Source organism: Sanguibacter sp. Z1732 (genome assembly GCF_051020515.1).
In the GTDB taxonomy this organism is placed as follows: Bacteria; Actinomycetota; Actinomycetes; order Actinomycetales; family Beutenbergiaceae; genus CALKWS01.
Genome location: NZ_CP194857.1, coordinates 2,377,500 through 2,395,380, shown reverse-complemented (window position 1 = coordinate 2,395,380; position 17,881 = coordinate 2,377,500). Strand labels below are relative to the sequence as shown.

General features: G+C 70.2%; 19 protein-coding genes and 1 pseudogene. 14 read left to right on the top strand and 6 right to left on the bottom strand.

Features of this window, described 5'->3' with window-relative positions:
* Positions 1-27: 27 nt before the first annotated feature.
* Positions 28-1,218, bottom strand: a complete 1,191-nt coding sequence (locus ACRRRO_RS12565) for a YlbL family protein (RefSeq protein ID WP_424796959.1) — start codon at positions 1,216-1,218, stop codon at positions 28-30.
* Positions 1,219-1,328: 110 nt separating this feature from the next.
* Here ACRRRO_RS12565 and ACRRRO_RS12560 point away from each other — a divergent pair, with 110 nt between their 5' ends.
* Both ACRRRO_RS12560 and ACRRRO_RS12555 read left to right on the top strand, forming a co-directional pair.
* On the top strand, positions 1,329-2,828 hold the full coding sequence (locus ACRRRO_RS12560; RefSeq protein ID WP_424796960.1) for a zinc-dependent metalloprotease: 1,500 nt from the start codon (positions 1,329-1,331) through the stop codon (positions 2,826-2,828).
* Positions 2,829-2,943: 115 nt separating this feature from the next.
* Positions 2,944-3,969 (top strand): hypothetical protein, encoded by a 1,026-nt coding sequence (locus ACRRRO_RS12555; RefSeq protein WP_434080343.1) that lies wholly within the window; start codon positions 2,944-2,946, stop codon positions 3,967-3,969.
* Positions 3,970-3,983: 14 nt separating this feature from the next.
* On the opposite strand, the gene ACRRRO_RS12550 is transcribed toward ACRRRO_RS12555, so the two are convergent.
* From ACRRRO_RS12550 to ACRRRO_RS12540, 3 genes and pseudogenes are all read right to left on the bottom strand, one after another.
* Complete coding sequence (locus ACRRRO_RS12550; RefSeq protein ID WP_424796962.1) at positions 3,984-4,340, bottom strand: WhiB family transcriptional regulator; 357 nt, start codon at positions 4,338-4,340, stop codon at positions 3,984-3,986.
* 117 nt (positions 4,341-4,457) lie between these two features.
* Positions 4,458-4,655 (bottom strand): hypothetical protein, encoded by a 198-nt coding sequence (locus ACRRRO_RS12545; RefSeq protein ID WP_424796963.1) that lies wholly within the window; start codon positions 4,653-4,655, stop codon positions 4,458-4,460.
* 144 nt (positions 4,656-4,799) lie between these two features.
* Positions 4,800-6,844 (bottom strand): annotated as a pseudogene (locus tag ACRRRO_RS12540) (ATP-dependent DNA helicase UvrD2).
* Positions 6,845-6,992: 148 nt separating this feature from the next.
* Between ACRRRO_RS12540 and ACRRRO_RS12535 the strand changes: the two are divergent.
* From ACRRRO_RS12535 to ACRRRO_RS12525, 3 genes are all read left to right on the top strand, one after another.
* Positions 6,993-8,213, top strand: coding sequence for a sensor histidine kinase (locus tag ACRRRO_RS12535; RefSeq protein ID WP_424796965.1), 1,221 nt, complete (start codon positions 6,993-6,995; stop codon positions 8,211-8,213).
* On the top strand, positions 8,210-8,875 hold the full coding sequence (locus ACRRRO_RS12530; protein ID WP_424796966.1) for a response regulator: 666 nt from the start codon (positions 8,210-8,212) through the stop codon (positions 8,873-8,875). The genes ACRRRO_RS12535 and ACRRRO_RS12530 overlap by 4 nt, the downstream gene beginning before the upstream one ends.
* An 87-nt stretch (positions 8,876-8,962) precedes the next feature.
* The gene (locus ACRRRO_RS12525; RefSeq protein ID WP_424796967.1) at positions 8,963-9,985 is read left to right on the top strand and encodes a hypothetical protein; all 1,023 of its coding nucleotides are present in this window, start codon (positions 8,963-8,965) and stop codon (positions 9,983-9,985) included.
* Here the strand turns inward: ACRRRO_RS12525 and ACRRRO_RS12520 are convergent, their stop codons facing one another.
* Entirely contained in the window at positions 9,986-10,861 is an 876-nt protein-coding gene (locus tag ACRRRO_RS12520) for a sigma-70 family RNA polymerase sigma factor (RefSeq protein ID WP_424796968.1), read from the bottom strand.
* Between the two features lie 78 nt (positions 10,862-10,939).
* Between ACRRRO_RS12520 and ACRRRO_RS12515 the strand changes: the two genes are divergently transcribed.
* The 9 genes from ACRRRO_RS12515 to ACRRRO_RS12475 all read left to right on the top strand — a co-directional run bounded on the left by ACRRRO_RS12515 (position 10,940) and on the right by ACRRRO_RS12475 (position 17,144).
* Positions 10,940-11,260, top strand: coding sequence for a response regulator transcription factor (locus tag ACRRRO_RS12515; RefSeq protein ID WP_424796969.1), 321 nt, complete (start codon positions 10,940-10,942; stop codon positions 11,258-11,260).
* Positions 11,261-11,403: 143 nt separating this feature from the next.
* Positions 11,404-11,790 carry a DoxX family protein gene (locus ACRRRO_RS12510; RefSeq protein WP_424796970.1) on the top strand — a complete coding sequence of 129 codons (387 nt, stop codon included), beginning with the start codon at positions 11,404-11,406 and terminating at the stop codon, positions 11,788-11,790.
* Between the two features lie 311 nt (positions 11,791-12,101).
* The gene (locus tag ACRRRO_RS12505; RefSeq protein ID WP_434080342.1) at positions 12,102-12,482 is read left to right on the top strand and encodes a DUF6069 family protein; all 381 of its coding nucleotides are present in this window, start codon (positions 12,102-12,104) and stop codon (positions 12,480-12,482) included.
* Positions 12,483-12,581: 99 nt separating this feature from the next.
* Positions 12,582-13,505: an NAD-dependent epimerase/dehydratase family protein gene (locus tag ACRRRO_RS12500; RefSeq protein WP_424796972.1), complete on the top strand. Its 924-nt coding sequence runs from the start codon at positions 12,582-12,584 to the stop codon at positions 13,503-13,505.
* Positions 13,506-13,516: 11 nt separating this feature from the next.
* A complete protein-coding gene (locus ACRRRO_RS12495) occupies positions 13,517-13,936 on the top strand; it encodes a hypothetical protein (RefSeq protein WP_424796973.1) in 420 nt (139 codons plus the stop codon).
* Positions 13,937-14,063: 127 nt separating this feature from the next.
* Positions 14,064-15,269 carry an NAD(P)/FAD-dependent oxidoreductase gene (locus ACRRRO_RS12490; protein ID WP_424796974.1) on the top strand — a complete coding sequence of 402 codons (1,206 nt, stop codon included), beginning with the start codon at positions 14,064-14,066 and terminating at the stop codon, positions 15,267-15,269.
* Positions 15,266-16,162: an RNA polymerase sigma-70 factor gene (locus tag ACRRRO_RS12485; RefSeq protein WP_424796975.1), complete on the top strand. Its 897-nt coding sequence runs from the start codon at positions 15,266-15,268 to the stop codon at positions 16,160-16,162. The genes ACRRRO_RS12490 and ACRRRO_RS12485 overlap by 4 nt, the downstream gene beginning before the upstream one ends.
* Positions 16,163-16,230: 68 nt before the next feature.
* Entirely contained in the window at positions 16,231-16,743 is a 513-nt protein-coding gene (locus tag ACRRRO_RS12480; RefSeq protein WP_424796976.1) for an N-acetyltransferase family protein, read from the top strand.
* 179 nt (positions 16,744-16,922) lie between these two features.
* Positions 16,923-17,144 (top strand): mycoredoxin, encoded by a 222-nt coding sequence (locus ACRRRO_RS12475; RefSeq protein WP_424787598.1) that lies wholly within the window; start codon positions 16,923-16,925, stop codon positions 17,142-17,144.
* Between the two features lie 30 nt (positions 17,145-17,174).
* On the opposite strand, the gene ACRRRO_RS12470 is transcribed toward ACRRRO_RS12475, so the two are convergent.
* Positions 17,175-17,759, bottom strand: a complete 585-nt coding sequence (locus ACRRRO_RS12470; RefSeq protein WP_424796977.1) for a GNAT family N-acetyltransferase — start codon at positions 17,757-17,759, stop codon at positions 17,175-17,177.
* Positions 17,760-17,881 lie beyond the last annotated feature (122 nt).

The window sequence follows — 17,881 nt, the reverse complement described above, 5'->3', positions numbered from 1 at the left end:
CGAGCGCGGCCCTGCCCTGGCGCCGGCTCAGGTCGGCTCGAGGTGCTCCCAGTCGGCGCAGCCGGGCAGATCGTCGGTGTCGCCCGCGGCGATCGACTCCACGGCGCTGCGAGCCTGCTCCAGCGTGTCCACCGCGATCACCTGCAGGCCGGTGGGGATGTGACCCACCACCTCGGAGCAGTTGAGCGCGGGGGTCAGGAAGTAGTCGGCGCCGTCGTCCACGGCCCCGATCATCTTCAGACCCACGCCGCCGATCGGGCCGACCCGCCCGTCCAGGCTGATCGTGCCGGTGCCGGCGATGGAGTGCCCGCCGGTCAGGTCCTCTGGGGTGAGCACGTCGATGATGCCCAGGGCGAACATCAGGCCGGCGCTGGGTCCGCCGACGTTGTCGATCGCGATGCTCACCTCGACTGGCATGTCGAAATCGGCATTCAGGAAGATGCCCAGCTGGCTGCGGCCCCGACCGTCGTCGGTGGTGATGATCGGTAGCGTGACCTCCTGCCCATCGCGTTCCACCAGCAGTCGCATCTCCTCCCCCGGCGGGGTGGCCAGCAACGGCACGGACAGATCGGCGTAGGTCTCCACCTGCGCCACCTGCTCCCCGGGGGCCTGGATGCCCAGGATCAGGTCGCCCTCGGCCACCACACCCTCGGCGCCGGTCCCCGGGGCAGCATCGACGACCTCCAGGACCGCGGGCACCTCGAAGCCCACATCCGTCAGTGCCGCTACGGTGGCATGCTCCTGGGAGGTGATCATCTGCTGGGCCGCCAGTTGGTCCCGTTGCTCCTGCGTCAGGTCGGGATCGATCGCGGCCTCCAACGGCTGCACCATCTGGTTCGAACTCCAGTACCCCACGATCACGTTCGCTGCCCGCACCGGGTAGCCCGGCCCCCCGGAGGTGACCACCGTGGTGAGGCGCAACTCCCCCGCGGCCGGGTGCGCCCGGCCGCCCTCGATACTGATCAGGGTCGGCTCGCCGTCGCCCACCTCATCGGAGTCACCCTGGTCCGCCGGCCGATGCCCGGCCAGGGTGTTGAACGTGGGACCTGCCCCCTGCACCGCGTAGGGCAGCGGCAGCACCAGCATCGTCCCGAGCAGCCCGAAGGTGGCCACGCCGGAGATCAGCATGGTGACGAACCGCGGGGTGAAACTGACCCATCTCAGGCGTCGGCGGCGCCGGCGGGGCTCGTGCTCGGCGCGGAAACTCAGGTCCGTCATGCCCACTATCTTCCCTCGAGTCTGGATCGCACCGCGCCACCGACTGCGCCCAGAGCGAAAGGGTGGCCCGGTGATTCGGTGATCGGGCGTACCTGTGATTACCGTTGACCATGAGCGAACAGCCCTCAGGCGCAGAGCAGTGGCGACGCATGCTGGAGTCCATGCTCGGACCGGACGCCGCCGCGGAGGCGATGCGCGCCCTGGAGTCCAGCGGGATGGACCTGTCCCGGCTGGAGTCGATGCCGGGCATGCCCTCGGACCCGAGCCAGTTCGCCGCCGCCATGGCGCAGATGCGCCAGGTCCTGTCCGCCGACGACGACGGCGGTAGTTCGGACTGGAAGGTCGCCCACGACGTGGCCCGCCAGGTCGCCCACCTGGGCGGGGATCCGGCGGTCTCGGCGGCGCAGGCCGTAAGTGCCCGCCGGGCGCTGCAGGCGGCGGACCTGTGGCTGGACGTGGCCACCGACCTACCGCCCTCCGGTGGGCCGCAACAGGCGGTCTCCAGGGCCGAGTGGGTCGAGCGCACCCTGCCGGTGTGGCGTCAGGTGGCAGACCCCGTGGGTGTCTCGGTGGCTCAGGCGCTGGCCACCACCATGGGCACCGATGGCCCCGGTCTGCCCGAGGGTCTGGATCCGGCGGCCGCCGGACTGCTCGGTGGTGTGGACATGGGCGCGATGGTCCGCAAACTCGGCCGGCTCTCCTTCGCGATGCAGGTGGGCCAGGGGGCGGGCACCCTGGCGCGCGAGGTCTTCGGTGCCACGGACACCGGGTTGCCGCTGTTGACCGACCCGGCGGTGCTGCTGGTGCCGGCGAACCTGGACGCCTTCGCCGAGGACCTGGACGTGCCCACCGATGAGGTGTGGCACTTCCTGGCTGTGCGCGAGGCCGCACATGCCCGTCTGTTCACCCACGTGCCGTGGTTGCGCTCGCAACTGCTCAACGCGGTGGAGCAGTACGCGCGCGGGATCGAGATCGACCTGCGCCAACTCGAGGACGCCGTGCGCGACATCGACCCCACCGACATGGAGCAGTTACGCTCGGCCCTGGCCGGCGGGATCTTCTCCCCCGAGCGCACCGAGAGTCAGGAGCGGGCGCTGAGCCGGCTGGAGACCATCCTGGCCCTGATCGAGGGCTGGGTGGAGGAGGTCACGGCCGCCGCGGTGGCCCCGCACCTGCCGCACGCGGTCCCGCTGCGGGAGATGCTGCGTCGTCGGCGGGCGGCCGGTGGACCGGCCGAGGACACCTTCCGCACCCTGGTGGGGTTGGAGTTGCGGCCGCGCCGCGCTCGGGACGCGGCGCTGCTGTGGGCGGCGGTGACACGGGAACTGGGCGCCGCCGAGCGCGATGAGTTGTGGTCCCATCCCGACGTGTTCCCCACTGCCGAGGACCTGGACGATCCGGGTACCTACCTGAGCCGGCGCGAGAGTTCCCGGGCTGAGGGAGCCGACGTCGACGAGGCCCTGGCCATGATGCTGGAAGGCAACCTGGGCTACTCCGAGGGTGCGCGTGAGCACGATGCCGCCCGCGCTGCCGGCTCTGCCGCTGCCGAGAGCGCCGGGAGCCCGGAGCAGGCCGAACCGGAGGACGATGAGAACCCCGAGCGCGGCTGAACAGCCCCGACCCTGAGGGTTCCATCCACAGGGTTCATCCACAGATCGACCGGTGGCCCGGCAATAGATGGGTGGGTGTGCGAACCTCGGCGAACGAGTCGTTCGAGAGGTGGCCATGATGTGGATCAGACCGGGTTTCGAGGTGTATTGGCGCGCTCCCGGCTCCAGCCAGATCGGGTTGGATCCGCGCTGCGCGCTCTTGCTGGACGGGCTGTCCGGCGGTGAGCAGCGTCTCCTGGAGCGCCTCCCCGAGTGCGCCGGCCCCGAGGAGCTGCGGGCTCATGCTCGGGACCTGGGCGTGCCCGCACGACAGGTGAAGTCCCTGCTCGATCGGTTGCGGACGGCCGGGTACGTGCTCGAGGGCCCGGCCCCGGATCTCCACCCGAGCCTGGTCACCGGTCCGGACCAGGGCTACTGGCACCGGGCGGCGATGGCTGGTCACACCCGGCCGTCCGACCGCTCCGATGCGGTGGTGGCCGTGCACGTGCACGGGCTGGACCCGCTCGGGCTGCGGCTGGCCTGCGTGCTCACGCACGCCGGTGTGGGCGCGGTCCTCCTGCATGACGAACGACGGGTGCGTCACAACGACGTCGGCGGCGGGCTCTACCGGGCCGGCGACGTCGGCCGGATGCGCCAGGACAGCGCCACCGCCGTGCTGCGCGGCATCGACCCGAAGGTCCGGACCCGCCGCGGGCCGGGCACCGACGCCGATGTGGTGGTGCTGGTCCGCGCCGGAGTGGCCGATCCGGTCGACTATCGCGACCTGATGCGTCAGGATGTCTGCCACCTGCCGGTCCTGGCGCGGGAACTGGATGTGGTGATCGGCCCGCTGGTGCGCCCCGGCGAGGGCGTCTGCCTGCGGTGCCTGGATCTGCACCGTTGCGATCGGGATCCGCGCTGGCCGGCGGTGGCCACCCAAGCCACCACCCGTGCCGCACCGGCCGCGGAGACGTCGTTGGCCTGGCTGGGTGCCGCACTGGCCGCCCATCAACTGCTGGCGCTGGTGGACGGCCGCGACACCCTGACCGACACCTCCCTGGAGGTGTCGGCCTGGGACCCGGTACCGGTGCAGCGCCGGTGGCGAGTGCACCCGCAGTGCGGGTGTTCGGCAAGCGCGCTGCTCCCAGCCGTTGCCGGCTGAGGGTCCCGGCTACCTCACGCCGCGGGCGTGGACCGGTGCCGGGCGGCGGCGGGCCGGTCGGTCTTGCGAGGACGGCCACGGCCGCGCTTGCGGGCCACGATGACGCCGTCGACGAAGACCTCTCCGCCCCAGACGCCCCACGGCTCCCGGCGGGACACCGCCCCCGCCAGGCACTCGGCCTTGATCGGGCAGGTCTGGCACATGGCCTTGGCCTTCTCGACCTGCGCCGTGCCCTCGGCGAACCACAGGTCCGCGGTCTCCAGGTCCTGGCAGGGCAGGGTCAGGTCAGCCTCGGTGGGCAACGGCAGGCTGTCGAGGGGCCAGGTGGTGGACGATCCCGACCGGTGGTCGAGAATCGATGTGTACTGCACGAGATGCTCCTGAGCGATTGTGATGGTCAGCCGGGTCGGCAACCGCACTTGTCACGACTGACAAAGGGCCGCGAACCCATCGGGGCTTCGCGGCGAGAGAGCGCTCTGCTCGGAGAGTTACCCGATGGCCGCGAGGCCGGTGAAGTTGGGGTCGGTATCCGTGGTGCCGGGAGTGGCGAGGCCGGAGCCGGCGTAGCCGGACGTGGCACCCGGGGCAAGATCGGCACGGAGACGCACGAACGCGCTTACCGGTGCAACGTGCACGGTCCGGGAGATGCCGGTCGCCGTAGTCATGGTCTTCATCTGGGTGCTCACCTCCTCGGTGCTCAGGAACCGGGTGTGCTGGCTAGGCGCGGTTCGGCGAATCAGGAACGTGTTACAGAGTAGAGGTGCCCGGGATGCCTGCCCAGTCTTTTTCCGAACTTCCTGACAGTTGTCATCTCCGCCTACTGCCGGCTGTCAGGACCGGGCAGGTCGATCACCACGGACCAGGGCCAGGATGGTGGCCCCGTAGGCCTCGATCTTGGTGGGGCCGATCCCGCGCAGAATGGCCAGTTGCCGCAGATCCTTGGGGCATGCGGCGGCGATCGCCACCAGGGCCGCGTCGTGCAGGATGGTGAAGGCGGGTTTGTCGGTCTCGGTGGCGACCTCGGCCCGCCACGTGCGCAGGCGTTCGAAGACCTCCGGATCCGCCTCGGCCGCCGAAACCTGCTCGGCGACCTGACGCCGTCGTCCCGCCCTGGATAGGGTGTGCTTGCCGCGGGCGCGCTGCGCCGGTTCGGCCGCCGGCCAGATGCCGTCCAGGAACCGGGAGGCCTTGCGGCTCGACCCACCCCCGGCGTTGCGGGCCAGGGCATAGGACAACTGCAGGTGCTCCCGGGCACGGGTGATGCCCACGTAGAGCAGACGGCGTTCCTCGTTGATCGCCTCGATGCCCTCGGCCAGTGAGATCGGCATCAGCCCCTCGACATGCCGACCAGGAACACCGCGTCCCACTCCAGGCCCTTCGCGGCGTGCAGGGAGGCCAGGGTGACCCCCTCCACGGTGGGGGCGTGTTGCGCGCTGGCACGCTCTGCCAGTTCGGCCACATATTCGACCATGTCCGCCTGCCGGGTGCGAGCCAGTTCGTCGGCGAGTGCGACCAGGGAGTTGAGCGACTCCCACTTCTCCCGTACCGCGCCCCGGGCGGCCGGCGGCTCCGGGGTCCAGCCGGCACTGGCCAGCACATCACGCACGGTCTCGGGCATCGTGGCTTCCCCGGGTGCCCGGGCCGCCCCGCGCAGCAGCACGATCGCCTCGCGGACCTCGGTGCGGGAGAAGAACCGTTCCCCGCCCTGGACCAGATACCCGATCCCGGCCTGGCTCAGCGCCTGCTCGTAGGCCGGTGCCTGGGCGTTGGTGCGGTACAGCACCGCGATCTGACTCGCCTTGACGCCGGTGCGGATGAGTTCGGCGGTGCGGGCTGCCACCCCAGCGGCCTCGGCGTCGTCGTCGAGATAGGTCTCGAACCGCACGGCCGGCCCGCTGGGCCGTTGTGCGATGAGTTCCACCGCCGCACTGGAGCGAGCCTTTCCGGCCCGGGCCAGCACGTTGTTGGCCAGGGACACCACCTGCGGGGTGGACCGGTAGTCGCGGGCCAGGGTGATCACCCTGGCCTCGGGGTAACGCCGGGAGAAGTCGGTCAGGTAGGCGGGGGTCGCGCCCGTGAAGGAGTAGATGGTCTGGGAGACATCACCCACCACACACAGTTCGGCGCGATCACCGAGCCAGAGTTCCAGCAGCCGCTGCTGCAGCGGGGAGACGTCCTGGTACTCATCGACCACGAAGTGCCGGTACTGCCGGCGCACGGTGGCGGCGATCTCGGGTTGCTCGGCCAGGATGCCCACGGTCAGCAGTAGCACGTCCTCGAAGTCGATCACCCCGCGTTCGGTCTTGACCTGCTCGTACACGCTGAGCAGCCGGGCGATCGTGGTGGGATCCTGACCGGCGATGTCCTGGCGGCCCTGGGCTGCGGCGACACGGGCGTAGTTCTCCGCCGTGATCATGGTGACCTTGGCCCACTCCACCTCCCCGGCCAGGTCCCGGATCATGAGCCGGTCCACCTCCAGGCCGAGCCGGCCGGCTGCCTCCCCGATCATGGAGGCCTTGTGCTCGGCGATCCTGGGCACCGACCCACCGATCGCCCGGGGCCAGAAGTAGGACAGTTGCCGCAGCGCCGCGGCGTGGAAGGTGCGGGCCTGCACGCCGCCCACGCCCAGGTCACGCAGCCGTGAGCGCATCTCACCCGCCGCCCGGGCGGTGAAGGTCACCGCCAGTACCGCGGTCGGGTTGTAGGTGCTGGTGAGCACGCCGTGTGCGATCCGGTAGGTCACCGCGCGGGTCTTGCCGGTGCCGGCGCCGGCGAGCACGCACACCGGGCCGGTCAGTTGCTCGGCAACGGCGCGCTGGTCGGGGTCGAGGGCGTCGAGCAAGGCCTCGACGTCGGTACGGGTGCTCATCGTCATCGATTGTCCCAGGCGCAACCGACACGGGGATCCGCATCCGCCGACGCAGGTCGGGGCCGGGCTCCGGCGGCGGCCCCTTGCCACACCCACGTGGGTCGGCGACTTCGACCCTCGCGCCGCGCCGACCACGTGCGGCAGACTGCCTCTCATGGCCGTGCCCCGGGCTCTGACCCCGCTGACCAGTGCCGCGACACTGCGCTGCGGGGTCTACCTCGTCATCGGGGGCCTGGTCGCGGCCGCGTACGGTCTCCTGGCTGCCGGGTTCGTGCAGATGTTCCGCGACCCAACGCTGGGACGTCCGGTCATCGTCACGCTCGCCGCGGTCACGGCGGTGATCGTGCTGGTCCCGCCGTTCCTCCATCCCGTACGCGTCCTCCAGGTGAACGCCGCGCGCACCCTGCTCGACACCGACATCGCCGACACCCCCGGCCGGGGGCGAGGCGCGGTGGCGCGCGGGTTCGTGTGGTTCCTGCTACACCTCGCCACCGGAGCCCTCGCAGCGCTGTCGCTGCTCACCGCGATCCCGTTCGCCGTGAGTCTGATCGCCTGGCACCTCGGCTCGAGCGCACTGCAGGGTGCGCTCGGGCCGCTCGCCGACCTCCCCGCGCTACTCGCCGTCGTCCTGGCGGTCGTGTTCCTCCTCGTGCCGCCCTACCTCATCTGGACCCTGCGGGCGCTGCTGCGCACGTCCGCGCCGGTGTTGCTCGGACCATCGGCGCAGGACCGGATTGCCCGCCTGGAGGCCGACAAGCGCGAACTCGCCGCCCGCAACGCCCTGGCCCGCGACCTGCACGACAGCGTCGGCCACGCGTTGACCGTGACGACGTTGCAGGCGGCCGCGGCCGAGCGTGCCCTCGGCCGCGACCCGGAGTTCGTCCGCTCGGCGCTCGGGGCAATCGGCGCGACGGGCCGCGAGGCCGTCGCCGAGCTCGACCGGGTCCTCGGCGTGCTGAGAACGGGTGCACCGCCGCCTGCCGATGAGGCCGCCGCTCACGACCGCGGGCTTTCCCAGGTCCCCGCTCTCGCCGAGGAGGCACGCGCGACCGGGGCGCGCGTCGCGCTCGTCCTTCCGCCGGATGCCGACGGTGCGGTCTCTCGCACCGTCTCGCGCGAGGCCTACGCGATCGTGCGCGAGGCGCTCACCAACGCGCTGCGCCACGGCGACGGAACCATCGAGGTGCACGTCGAACTCGCCGAGCGCCACCTCATCCTCACCATCCGCAACGGGCTGCGCGACCTCACCCGGGGATCGGGCCGGGGCCTGATGGGCATGCAGGAGCGCGCCGAAGCCCTGGGTGGCGTGCTGACTTCGGGCCGCCGGGACCGCGAGTGGCACGTCGACGCGGCGCTCCCCCGGGAGGTGCCATGACCGTGCGAGTGCTGCTCGTCGACGACGAGGCCCTCGTCCGCAGCGGACTGCGGGTGATCATCGACGGCGAACCGGACCTTGAGGTGGTCGGCGAGGTCGCCGACGGCGCCGACGTGCCTGCCGCCGTCGCCGGGTCGGGCCCCGATGTCGTCCTCATGGACGTGCGGATGCCTGGGCTCGACGGGATCTCGGCCACCCGTGCGCTGCGGGCGCACGGCGACCGGACGAGCGCCCGCCAGCCCCGTGTCCTGGTGGTCACCACCTTCGAGAACGACGACTACGTGCTTGAGGCCCTGCGAGCCGGCGCCGCAGGCTTCATCCTCAAACGGGCGCACCCCGACCAGGTCCTGGAGGCGATCCGGGTCGTCGCCCGAGGCGACGCACTGCTGTTCCCCGACGCCTTGCGCCGCCTCGTCGCCACCACGTCCCCGGCCACGGGTGGCGACCGGTTGGCGCGGGCCGGGCTCACCGCACGGGAGTCCGACGTGCTCCGGCTGATGGCGGCGGGCCGGTCCAACGCCGAGATCGGCGCCGAACTGTTCCTCGGGGTGGAGACGGTCAAAACGCACGTCGGCAACCTGCTCGCCAAGCTCGGGGTACGCGACCGCACCCAGGCGGTGGTCCTCGCCTACGAGTCCGGGTTCGTCCGACCGGGCGGCTGAACGATCCCTCCTGCGAGGGAAGCGGTCCGGCCACGTCCACTCCGACGGGGGATCCGTACGAGCAGTCGTCGCAGCGATCGTTGGCGCATGCGCACCATCACTGCCACCGCCCTGTACTGGCTTCTGCTCGCCCTCGGCGCCCTGGTCGCCGTCGTCACCGGCGCCGAACTCGCCATCGGAGACCACCACCCCGTACCCGAGTACGCCCTCGCCGGGCTGCTGCCCCGGTCGGTGCTGCTCGTCGTCGTCGCCGTCCTGGCCCTGGTGCTCGCCGCGACCACCGCGACGACGGCAGCCGCGGCGCGGTCCGCCGCGCCACGGGCCGCCGCCGTGCCGGCCGCGCTGATGGCAGGAGCCGTCTCGACGGCGCTCCTGGTCGTACTCACGATGAGCGCCGACCTCCTCGCCCTGGCCGGCTACCTCCCGTTCGCCCTGGTCATGGCCGTGTTCGACGAGGGCTGGCGGGTGGACCTGCTGAACGTGCTCAACCACAGCCTGTTACTCCAGTTGATGATCCTGGTCGGGGTGTTCCTGTGGGGCGCTGCCGCGAGGCAGTACCTGCGCAGCCGGCCCCGTGCCCTCCCGGGCTGGGCGCGTCCCGAAGTCGCTGCCAGGTGGGGGCGGGCGGCTACCGTCGTCGCGGTCATCCCGCCGCTCGTCTACGCGGCCACGCGCGTCGCCTGGATCGCCTACCCGCTCGGCTTCGACCGTGCGCAGTGGGAGGCGGCGCGGGCCACCGGCGACCTGTGGTCCGGTGTCTGGCTCGGCGTGTTCGCCGCGCTCGGTGCGGTGCTCACGCTGGGCCTGGTGCAGCGCTGGGGTGAGGTTGTCCCCCGTTGGGTGCCGGGTCTGGCCGGGCGGCCGGTTCCGGTGGCCCTGGCCGTCGTGCCCGCGAGCCTCGTCGCGCTGATCATCCTGCCGGCCGGCATCTCGATGATCCGCAGGTTCGGCGGCGGGGCCCCGATCGACTTCATCGCCGGCTGGGCGGCCTACGGCCCCATGGTCCTGTGGCCGTTGTGGGGGGTGGCGCTCGGGGTAGCCACCCTCGGCTATGCGCTGCGCCGCCGCGGCAAGGATACCGCTGAGGTGCCCGCCAGGGGCGGTGTCTGACTACGCCTGGGGCGGTGCCGGCAGGTCCATCGCTGCCAGGCGGACGGGATCGACCAGCGCCACGACGTCCACGATCCGCCCGTCGGCCACGGTGCAGGACATCACGCTGAGCGGCTTGCCGCTGCGTCCCCAGAAGAGGACGCCCGGCTCCCCGTTGACCAGGACCCGGCGCGGGACGACCGCTGCGCGCCGGCCACGCCCGGCCGCAGCCATGACCTCGGTGGCGCCGAGATGCACGATCGTGCCCCGCGGCGTGTACGAGCGCCAGGTCACGTCGGGGTCGAGCACCTTCAGAAGCCCCTCGAAGTCCCCCTCTCGCGCCGCGGCGACGAAGGCGTCGACCACCTCCCGCTGCTCCTGGCGCTTCGTTGTGGTCCGAGGTGCGCCCCGGACCTTCCGGCGCGCACGGCTGGCGAGCATCTTGGCCGCGTCGGTGGACTTGCCGAGGATCTCGCCGATCTCGGCGAACGAGACGTCGAAGACGTCGTGCAGCACGAAGGCCAGACGTTCCTCGGGCCGCAGAGTCTCCAGAACCACGAGCAGCGCCAAGCCGACCGAGTCCGCCAGGACCGCACTGTCCTCGGGTGTGTCGTCGTCATCCTCGGTGACGACGAAATCCGGGAGTCGGGCGTCGTAGGACGCCTCCGGCCTGGCCCGGCGCGAGCGCAACACGTCCAGACAGACCCGGCCCACCACCGTGGTCAACCACCCGGCGAGGTTCTCGATGGCGTCGGCCTCCTGGCGCGCCAGGCGCAGCCAGGCCTCCTGCACGGCGTCCTCGGCGTCTGCCCGGGAACCGAGCATCCGGTGGGCCATCGCGATGAGGCGCTCGCGCTCGCGCTCGAACGCCTCGGTCCAGGCAGCGTCTGGGCTCATCGGGGTTACCTTCCGTGGTCGAGATCCGTCATAGGTATGACGAGCCCGCAGGGGCTGAGGTAACACGAGGGAGGATATATGGACACCGCTCCATCCCGGTTGGAACCGGAAGCCGCGGCCGGCGCGCACCAGCGCCGCCTGATCCGGACGGCGCATCAGGGCCGCCAGGGTCTCGCCGCAGGCAGGCAGAGCACCGGGCCCGCCGGCCGGCTGAGCGTCCGTGAGCTCGAGGTCCTTCGCCTCGTGGCCGAGGGCCGTGCGAACCGGGAGATCGCCGGCGACCTCTTCCTCTCAACCCACACCATCAAGAGGCACGTCGCTCACATCCTCGACAAGCTTAACGCCGGCAACCGCACCGAAGCGGTCGCCCGCGGCCGTGACCTCGGACTACTCGACTGACCCGCACCCGGGACTGCCGGGATTCCGTCCTGACTGAACTGGTACCCCGATGGCTCTATCGGGCGATGCCGCACCCTACGCCGCCGCCGGAAGATCGGTTGCAGGTCGGACCCGGCGGGGGCTGGTAACACCAAGGAGAGAACATGCACATCACCCTGTGGATCATCGCCGGATTGCTGTCGGCCGCCTACCTGATCGGAGGTGCCAGCCAGTTGCTGATGTCGAAGGAGAAGTACCGCTCCTACGCGGAGAGCCAGCACTGGGTCGATGACTTCACCCCTGGACACATCAAGGCCATCGGCGTTATCAAGATCGTGGGCGCTGTGGGCCTGGTCCTGCCGGCCGCGGTGAACGTCGCACCGGTGCTGGTCCCGGTGGCCGCGTGCGGACTGATGCTGGTGATGGCCGGCGCCGCCACGACCCGGTTCCGCCGCAGCGAATGGAAGTTCCTGATCGGCGACCTCGTGTTCTTGTCCCTCTTCGCCCTCGTGGCGTGGGGGCGCTTCAGCCTCGAGCCCTTCGGCTCGTGAGCCGTGCGAGGCGATCGCTCTCCGATCCGACGCCATCACCCGACCGGCCCACGCCGGCATGAGGGTCGTCATCGGCTCCCGCGACCTCTCCCAGCCGGTTCGGCGCCTCCCGTCCTGGCAGAAGTGGTACCCGAATGGCTCTTTCGGGCGATGCCGCGCGGTCGACCGACACCGGAGGATTGCCATCACATCCAGCCCCCTGCGTCTTGTTGCAGACGTGCCGCCGTCCATCCGAACTCGAAAGAAGACCAATGTCTGGTGCCATTGCCACGTCCACGAAGTCCGACCGCCGCTCCAGGAGTCCCGCACTCGTGATTATCGCCTGCATCCTCATTGCCACCGCAGCGAACCTGGGCCTTTATGCCATCGGACGGGCCACCGACGCGGCGCTGCGAATCGATCCCGGTGCTGGTGAGGCCAACCACCTGATCATCCCCGGCGACGTGGCGTGGAAGACAGCCGTACCGCTCGCGCTCGGCGCGCTCGTGCTGGCCCTGCTCGCACGGCGCTCCCGTCGCTGGACGACCATCGCGATCATCGCCGGCGCCGTCGCCGTCCTGATCACCATCCCGTTCGTCCTCACCGGCGCACACGACCTCACCACCGGTCTCCTGCTCGCGGGCATGCACACGATCGGTGGACTCGCGTACATCCTGATCGGAACAACCGTCCGGCCGAACGCGGCGCCGTGAGCAGCACCGGGCCGGACGGGCATGGGCGAGTCGGCCGGCGGTCACGCTGATTCCTCGACCACTTCCGGCCCGCATTGCCCACGTCACCGAGGAGGAAACATGCGAGTGCTCATCGCCGGAGCCAGCGGCGTCATCGGAAGCCAACTCACTCCCATGCTCCAGGAGGAAGGACACGACGTCGTCGGGCTCGCCAGGGCCGCCTTCCCGTCATCGGCGCGCGTGGTCCAGGCGGACGCGCTGGACCTCGACGCCGTCGTCGGCATCGTCAGCGAGACCCGGCCCGACGTCATCGTCAACATGCTCACCGCAATCCCGGGACAGTTGGATCCGAAGCGGTTCGCCGAGCAGTTCGAATTGACCAACCGTCTGCGCATCCAGGGCACGAGCAACCTCATCACCGCCGCAGCGGAGGTCGGCGTCCGCCAGTTCCTGTCCCAGGGCCTGGCCTTCGCCTACGATCCGGGCGGCGAGGGGCCAGCGAGCGAGGACGCCCCGTTGTGGCAGAACCCGCCCACTCCCTTCGCGCCCGCACTGGAGGCGCTGAAACAACTGGAGGCGAACACGCTCGCGGTCGGGGGCACGGTGCTGCGCCTCGGCCACCTCTATGGTCCGGGTACCGGCTTCGCAATCGATGGCTCCGTCGTGCGACAGGTGCGGGACCGCCAGGTGCCTCTCGTCGGGGGTGGGGCCGCGACGTTCTCCTTCACCCACACGCGGGATGCCGCAGCCGCCGTCCTCTCGGTGATCGACACCGGACACCCGGGGGTGTTCAATGTGGTGGACGATGAGCCGGCGCAGATGCGGCACTGGCTCCCCTACCTCGCCCGCGAACTGGACGCGCCGCAGCCCCGGCGGGTACCGACGTTCCTCGCCCGGTGGGCCATCGGACCGTGGGGTGTGGCCTTCATGACCGCGCTCCGCGGAGCGGCCAACGACCGCGCCAGGCGCATCCTCGGGTGGCAGCCAGCGTTCGCCTCGTGGCGTACGGGCTTCACCGCCGAACTACGCAGCACAGCGAGATAGGAGACCCGCAGTTGAGTTTCGAGGCACGCACGATCCAGCAACTCAGCGTCCACGACGTGCCGGAGTGGCTACAGGTTGGCGGCCACCGGGCCTACGTCGGCTACATCGCGGACGAACCAGAGGGGTCAAACCTGGGGCTGGCCTACATCCGCTTCCGGCGAGGGGTGAGATTCGAGTTCCTCTGGGCCTACGACGAGGTTGCCGTGGTGACCATGGGCAGTCTGACCGTGCGAATCGGCGAGGAGGCCCTCACCGCCACCGTCGGGGAGTCGCTCTACATGCCCGCTGGCGTGCGTGGCACCTTCGACGTCGACGAGGACGTGGAGGCGTTCTGCGTCCACTACCCCACCGACGCCCAGGCCGGCCGTGAGTGGCAAGGCGATCAGCGACTCCCGGCCGAAGACGAGATCAGACTGGTGTCGATCGAGTAGGTGTGGGGGCGGTGACCTGCGGTTTCAGCGGTGCGTCGATGTGTCGATGAGACGCGCTGGTTCGGCTGTCACAACTTCCCATCGCGCGGCGTCTGGTGGTCAAAGCCAATGGAACGAAGGAGAGACCATGACGCACAGCATCCATGTCATCGTGGTCGGCGGTGGGTACGCCGGCGTGATGGCAGCCAACCGCCTCACCCAGCGCGACGACGTGGCGGTGACGCTGATCGCTCGCAGTCCGGCGTTCGTCGAACGCCTCCGACTGCATCAGTTCGGCGCTGGTTCCGACGAAACGGTCGTCGACTACCGGGTGGTGCTGGCTCCAAGCGTCCGACTGGTGGTCGACACCGTCACCCATATCGACGCCCCGGGACGCAGCCTCGCGGTGGGTAGCGGCGGGGCAGTCGACTACGACCACCTGGTGTACGCCGTGGGGAGCACCAGTGCTGCCTCGCCCGTACCCGGGGCGGCGGAGCACGCCCACCCGCTGGCGACCCTAGAGGAGGCGAGTCGGCTCCGGGCAGCACTCGACGCGAGGGCCACAACGGCTCCGGTCGTGGTCGTCGGCGGTGGATCGACTGGGATCGAGACCGCGGCAGAGTTGGGCGAAGCCGGTCGTCATGTGACGCTGGTCTGCGGAACAGAACTCGGTCCGTACCTGCATCCGCGGGCTCGCCGATCGGTCAAACACCGCTTGGCGAGACTAGGAGTCGCGGTGCGGGAGGGATCCAACGTGGCTGCCGTCAGCCCGGAGTCCTTAGGGCTCAGCAACGGCAGCCAGATCCCGAGCATGGTCACCGTCTGGACGGCAGGGTTCGGGGTCCCCGACCTCGCCACCGGCAGCGGTCTGAGCACAGACGGATCAGGCCGCCTGCTGACGGATGAGACGCTGACTAGCGTGGACGACGCGCGTATCGTCGCCGCCGGTGACGCGGCGGCACCGTCGGACCTACCGTTCAGGATGAGTGCCCAGACGGCCCTCCCACTCGGTGCACATGCCGCCGACACGGTGCTCAGCCGGATCGCCGGAGTGACGCCCGCTTGCATCGACGTCGGATTCTTCGGCCAGTGCATCAGTCTGGGTCGTCGCGACGCCGTCCTCCAGGTCGCCCACCGGGACGACACCGCCAGAGGCCTTTACCTCGCGGGACGCCTCACGGCGATGATCAAAGAGAAGGCGGTGCAGGGATCTATCAAGTTCCTCACGGAGGAGGCGCGCAGGCCCGGCTCGTTCACCTGGCGCTTCCGCGACCCCAAGCGCCAGGAGGTCCTCCAAACCGCGCGCGAGGCAGTGAGCGCCGGGGAACGTCGAATGAGAAGGGGTGGGCCGTGACCGACCACGCCACGGACGCGGCGACCGAGACATTCATCCGTCACCGGAACCTGCTCTTCACCGTCGCCTACGAGATGCTCGGGTCGGCCGCCGACGCGGAGGACGTCCTCCAGGAGACATGGTTACGGTGGGCTACGGTCGACCTGGGCCAGGTGCGCGACCAGCGCGCCTACCTGGTCCAGGTCGCGACCCGGCAGGCACTTGACCGGCTGCGGACAGTGAAGCGCCGTCGAGAGACCTACGTCGGCCCGTGGCTGCCTGAACCCTTGCTCACCACACCGGACGTGGCAGAGGACGTAGAACTCGCCGAAAGCGTCTCGATGGCGATGCTGCTGGTCCTCGAGGCACTGTCGCCGACGGAACGCGCCGTCTTCGTCCTGCGCGAGGTCTTCGACGTCGGCTATGACGAGATCGCGGTCGCCGTCGACAAGAGCGCGGCGGCCGTCCGGCAGATAGCCCACCGAGCGCGACGACGTGTCGAGGCAGGCCGCCCCCGCCAGGTGGTGTCCCAAAGAGACACCCGCGCGGCCCTGGAGTCCTTCCGACGTGCAGTCGAAACCGGTGACCTCCAGGGTCTGCTGGACTTGCTTGCCCCCGACGTCGTCCTCGTGGGCGATGGGGGTGGGGTGGAGAAGGCGCCGGTCCGCTCGATCCTCGGCGCTGACAACGTGGCACGCATCATCCTCGCCCTCTTCGGGAAGTTCGACGGTGAGTTCGCCGCGCAGGCCATCGTGACCAACGGTAGCCCTGCGCTCCTCGTGCGCCTCGACGGTGCCATCGACGGAGTCCTCACCGCTCGCGTCACCGACGGCCGATTCCATGGCCTGTACTACGTGCGCAACCCTCACAAACTGTCCCGCATCAGGTCCGAGACCCGCCTCACCCTAGGATGAGGCCGATGGCGTACCGGTCGGACCGCCTGTCACGGTCCTCGACGACGCAGCAACCGGAGGGAGGCGAAATGGTCGGCGTCGTGATCCGTGACGCTCGCCCTGAGGATGCCGATCCGTTGTCCCGGTTGCTCAACAGCATCGTCGACGAAGGAGACAAGACCGCTATCGAGCAGCACCTGAGTCCGGAGGCCTTCACCGAGTGGTTCATTGCCGGGGAGCACTGTCTCGGCTGCGTGGTTGCCACCGAGTCGGAGCAGTTCCTGGGATTCCAAGCCGTTGAGGGATACCACGACGACCTGCCTCCTGGGTGGGTCGACGTCGCGACCTTCGTCTCCGAGCCTGCGCGGGGCAAAGGCATCGGAATGCTGCTGATGGACACGACTTTGCGGAACTGCCTCGAACGGCACCTGCAGGTGCTGCGGGCCGTCGTTCGACGTAGCAACGAGGGGGCCGTGGACTACTACCGCCGGCTGGGCTTCAGCGAACTGCCTCCTGCGGACCACTCCCCGCCCTCGCCGAGCATCGTGATGGTTCGTCATACGACGCCGGCCCGAACGTCCGCCGCGCTGACGGATCGTTGAGTTCGTGCGACTGCGCCGGCGCCCGGTGGGGCGTGCCAGAAGGTGCGACCCATGGTGTGTGCTACCCCACCGGGGCACCGCGCGGGTGCGGGGTAGCATCGAATCCAGTTCAGTCACCGGTTTGTCGACGGGAGCACTTCGTGAGCAGCACCACCCCACCCCAAGCAGGCAGCACCACCATGTTCAGCACCACCTGGTGCGGCTACTGCAGGCGACTGAAGTCGCAGATGGACCGGGAGGGGATCCCCTACACCGAGGTCAACATCGAGAACGACGAGGACGCGGCCGCGTTCGTGATGACGGCCAACGAGGGCAACCAGACCGTACCCACGTTGCTGTTCCCGGACGGATCCACGGCCACCAACCCCTCCCTGGCCGAGGTCAAGGAACGGATCGCCTGAGCCCGGCACAACCGGCGCCGGCGCCGGGCGTTAGCGCCGTAGGTCCAATCGCATCAGCACGCGCGGGAAGCCACTCAGCACCGAATCGGTGCCGGCGGCTCTGGTGAACCCGGCGGCCTCGAACGCAGCCCGGGTGCCCGCGTAGGCCATGGACTGGTCGACTTTGGCGCCCTTGTTGTCCAGCGGGTAGGCCTCGATCACCGGGGCATCGTTCGCGCGGGCGAAGTCCACCGCGCCGGCGATCAGGTGGTGGACGATCCCCTGCTTACGGTGACCGGGACGCACCCGCAGGCACCACAGGGACCACACATCCACCGCATCGACCGCATCGAGGTGCGGGATCTTGCGGCTGCGGGCGAAACTCGTGTTCCGGCGCGGAGCCACTGCGGCCCAGCCCACCACGTCCGCGCCGTCGTAGGCGAGGACGCCGGGCGGCGGATCCTGGGCGACGAGGTCTCGGACCAGGTCGACGCGGTCCTGGCCCCGTAGCGCCCGCTCTGCGGCGGTGAGTCTGCGATGACTCAGGCACCAGCACACCTCGGCGCCGGGACGTCTGGGGCCCACCATCGTGGCCACGTCCTCGAAACGGGTGGCGGCTCGCACCTCGACAGCCATTGCCCGACTCTATCGCCCAGGGCCCAGCGACAGCCAGGCCGAACCCGAGCGCGCGAACCCGCTCGCACCGGCGCCGAGCGATGCGTGTATCGCCCGGCTCCGAATCCGCAAGGGACGCCCAG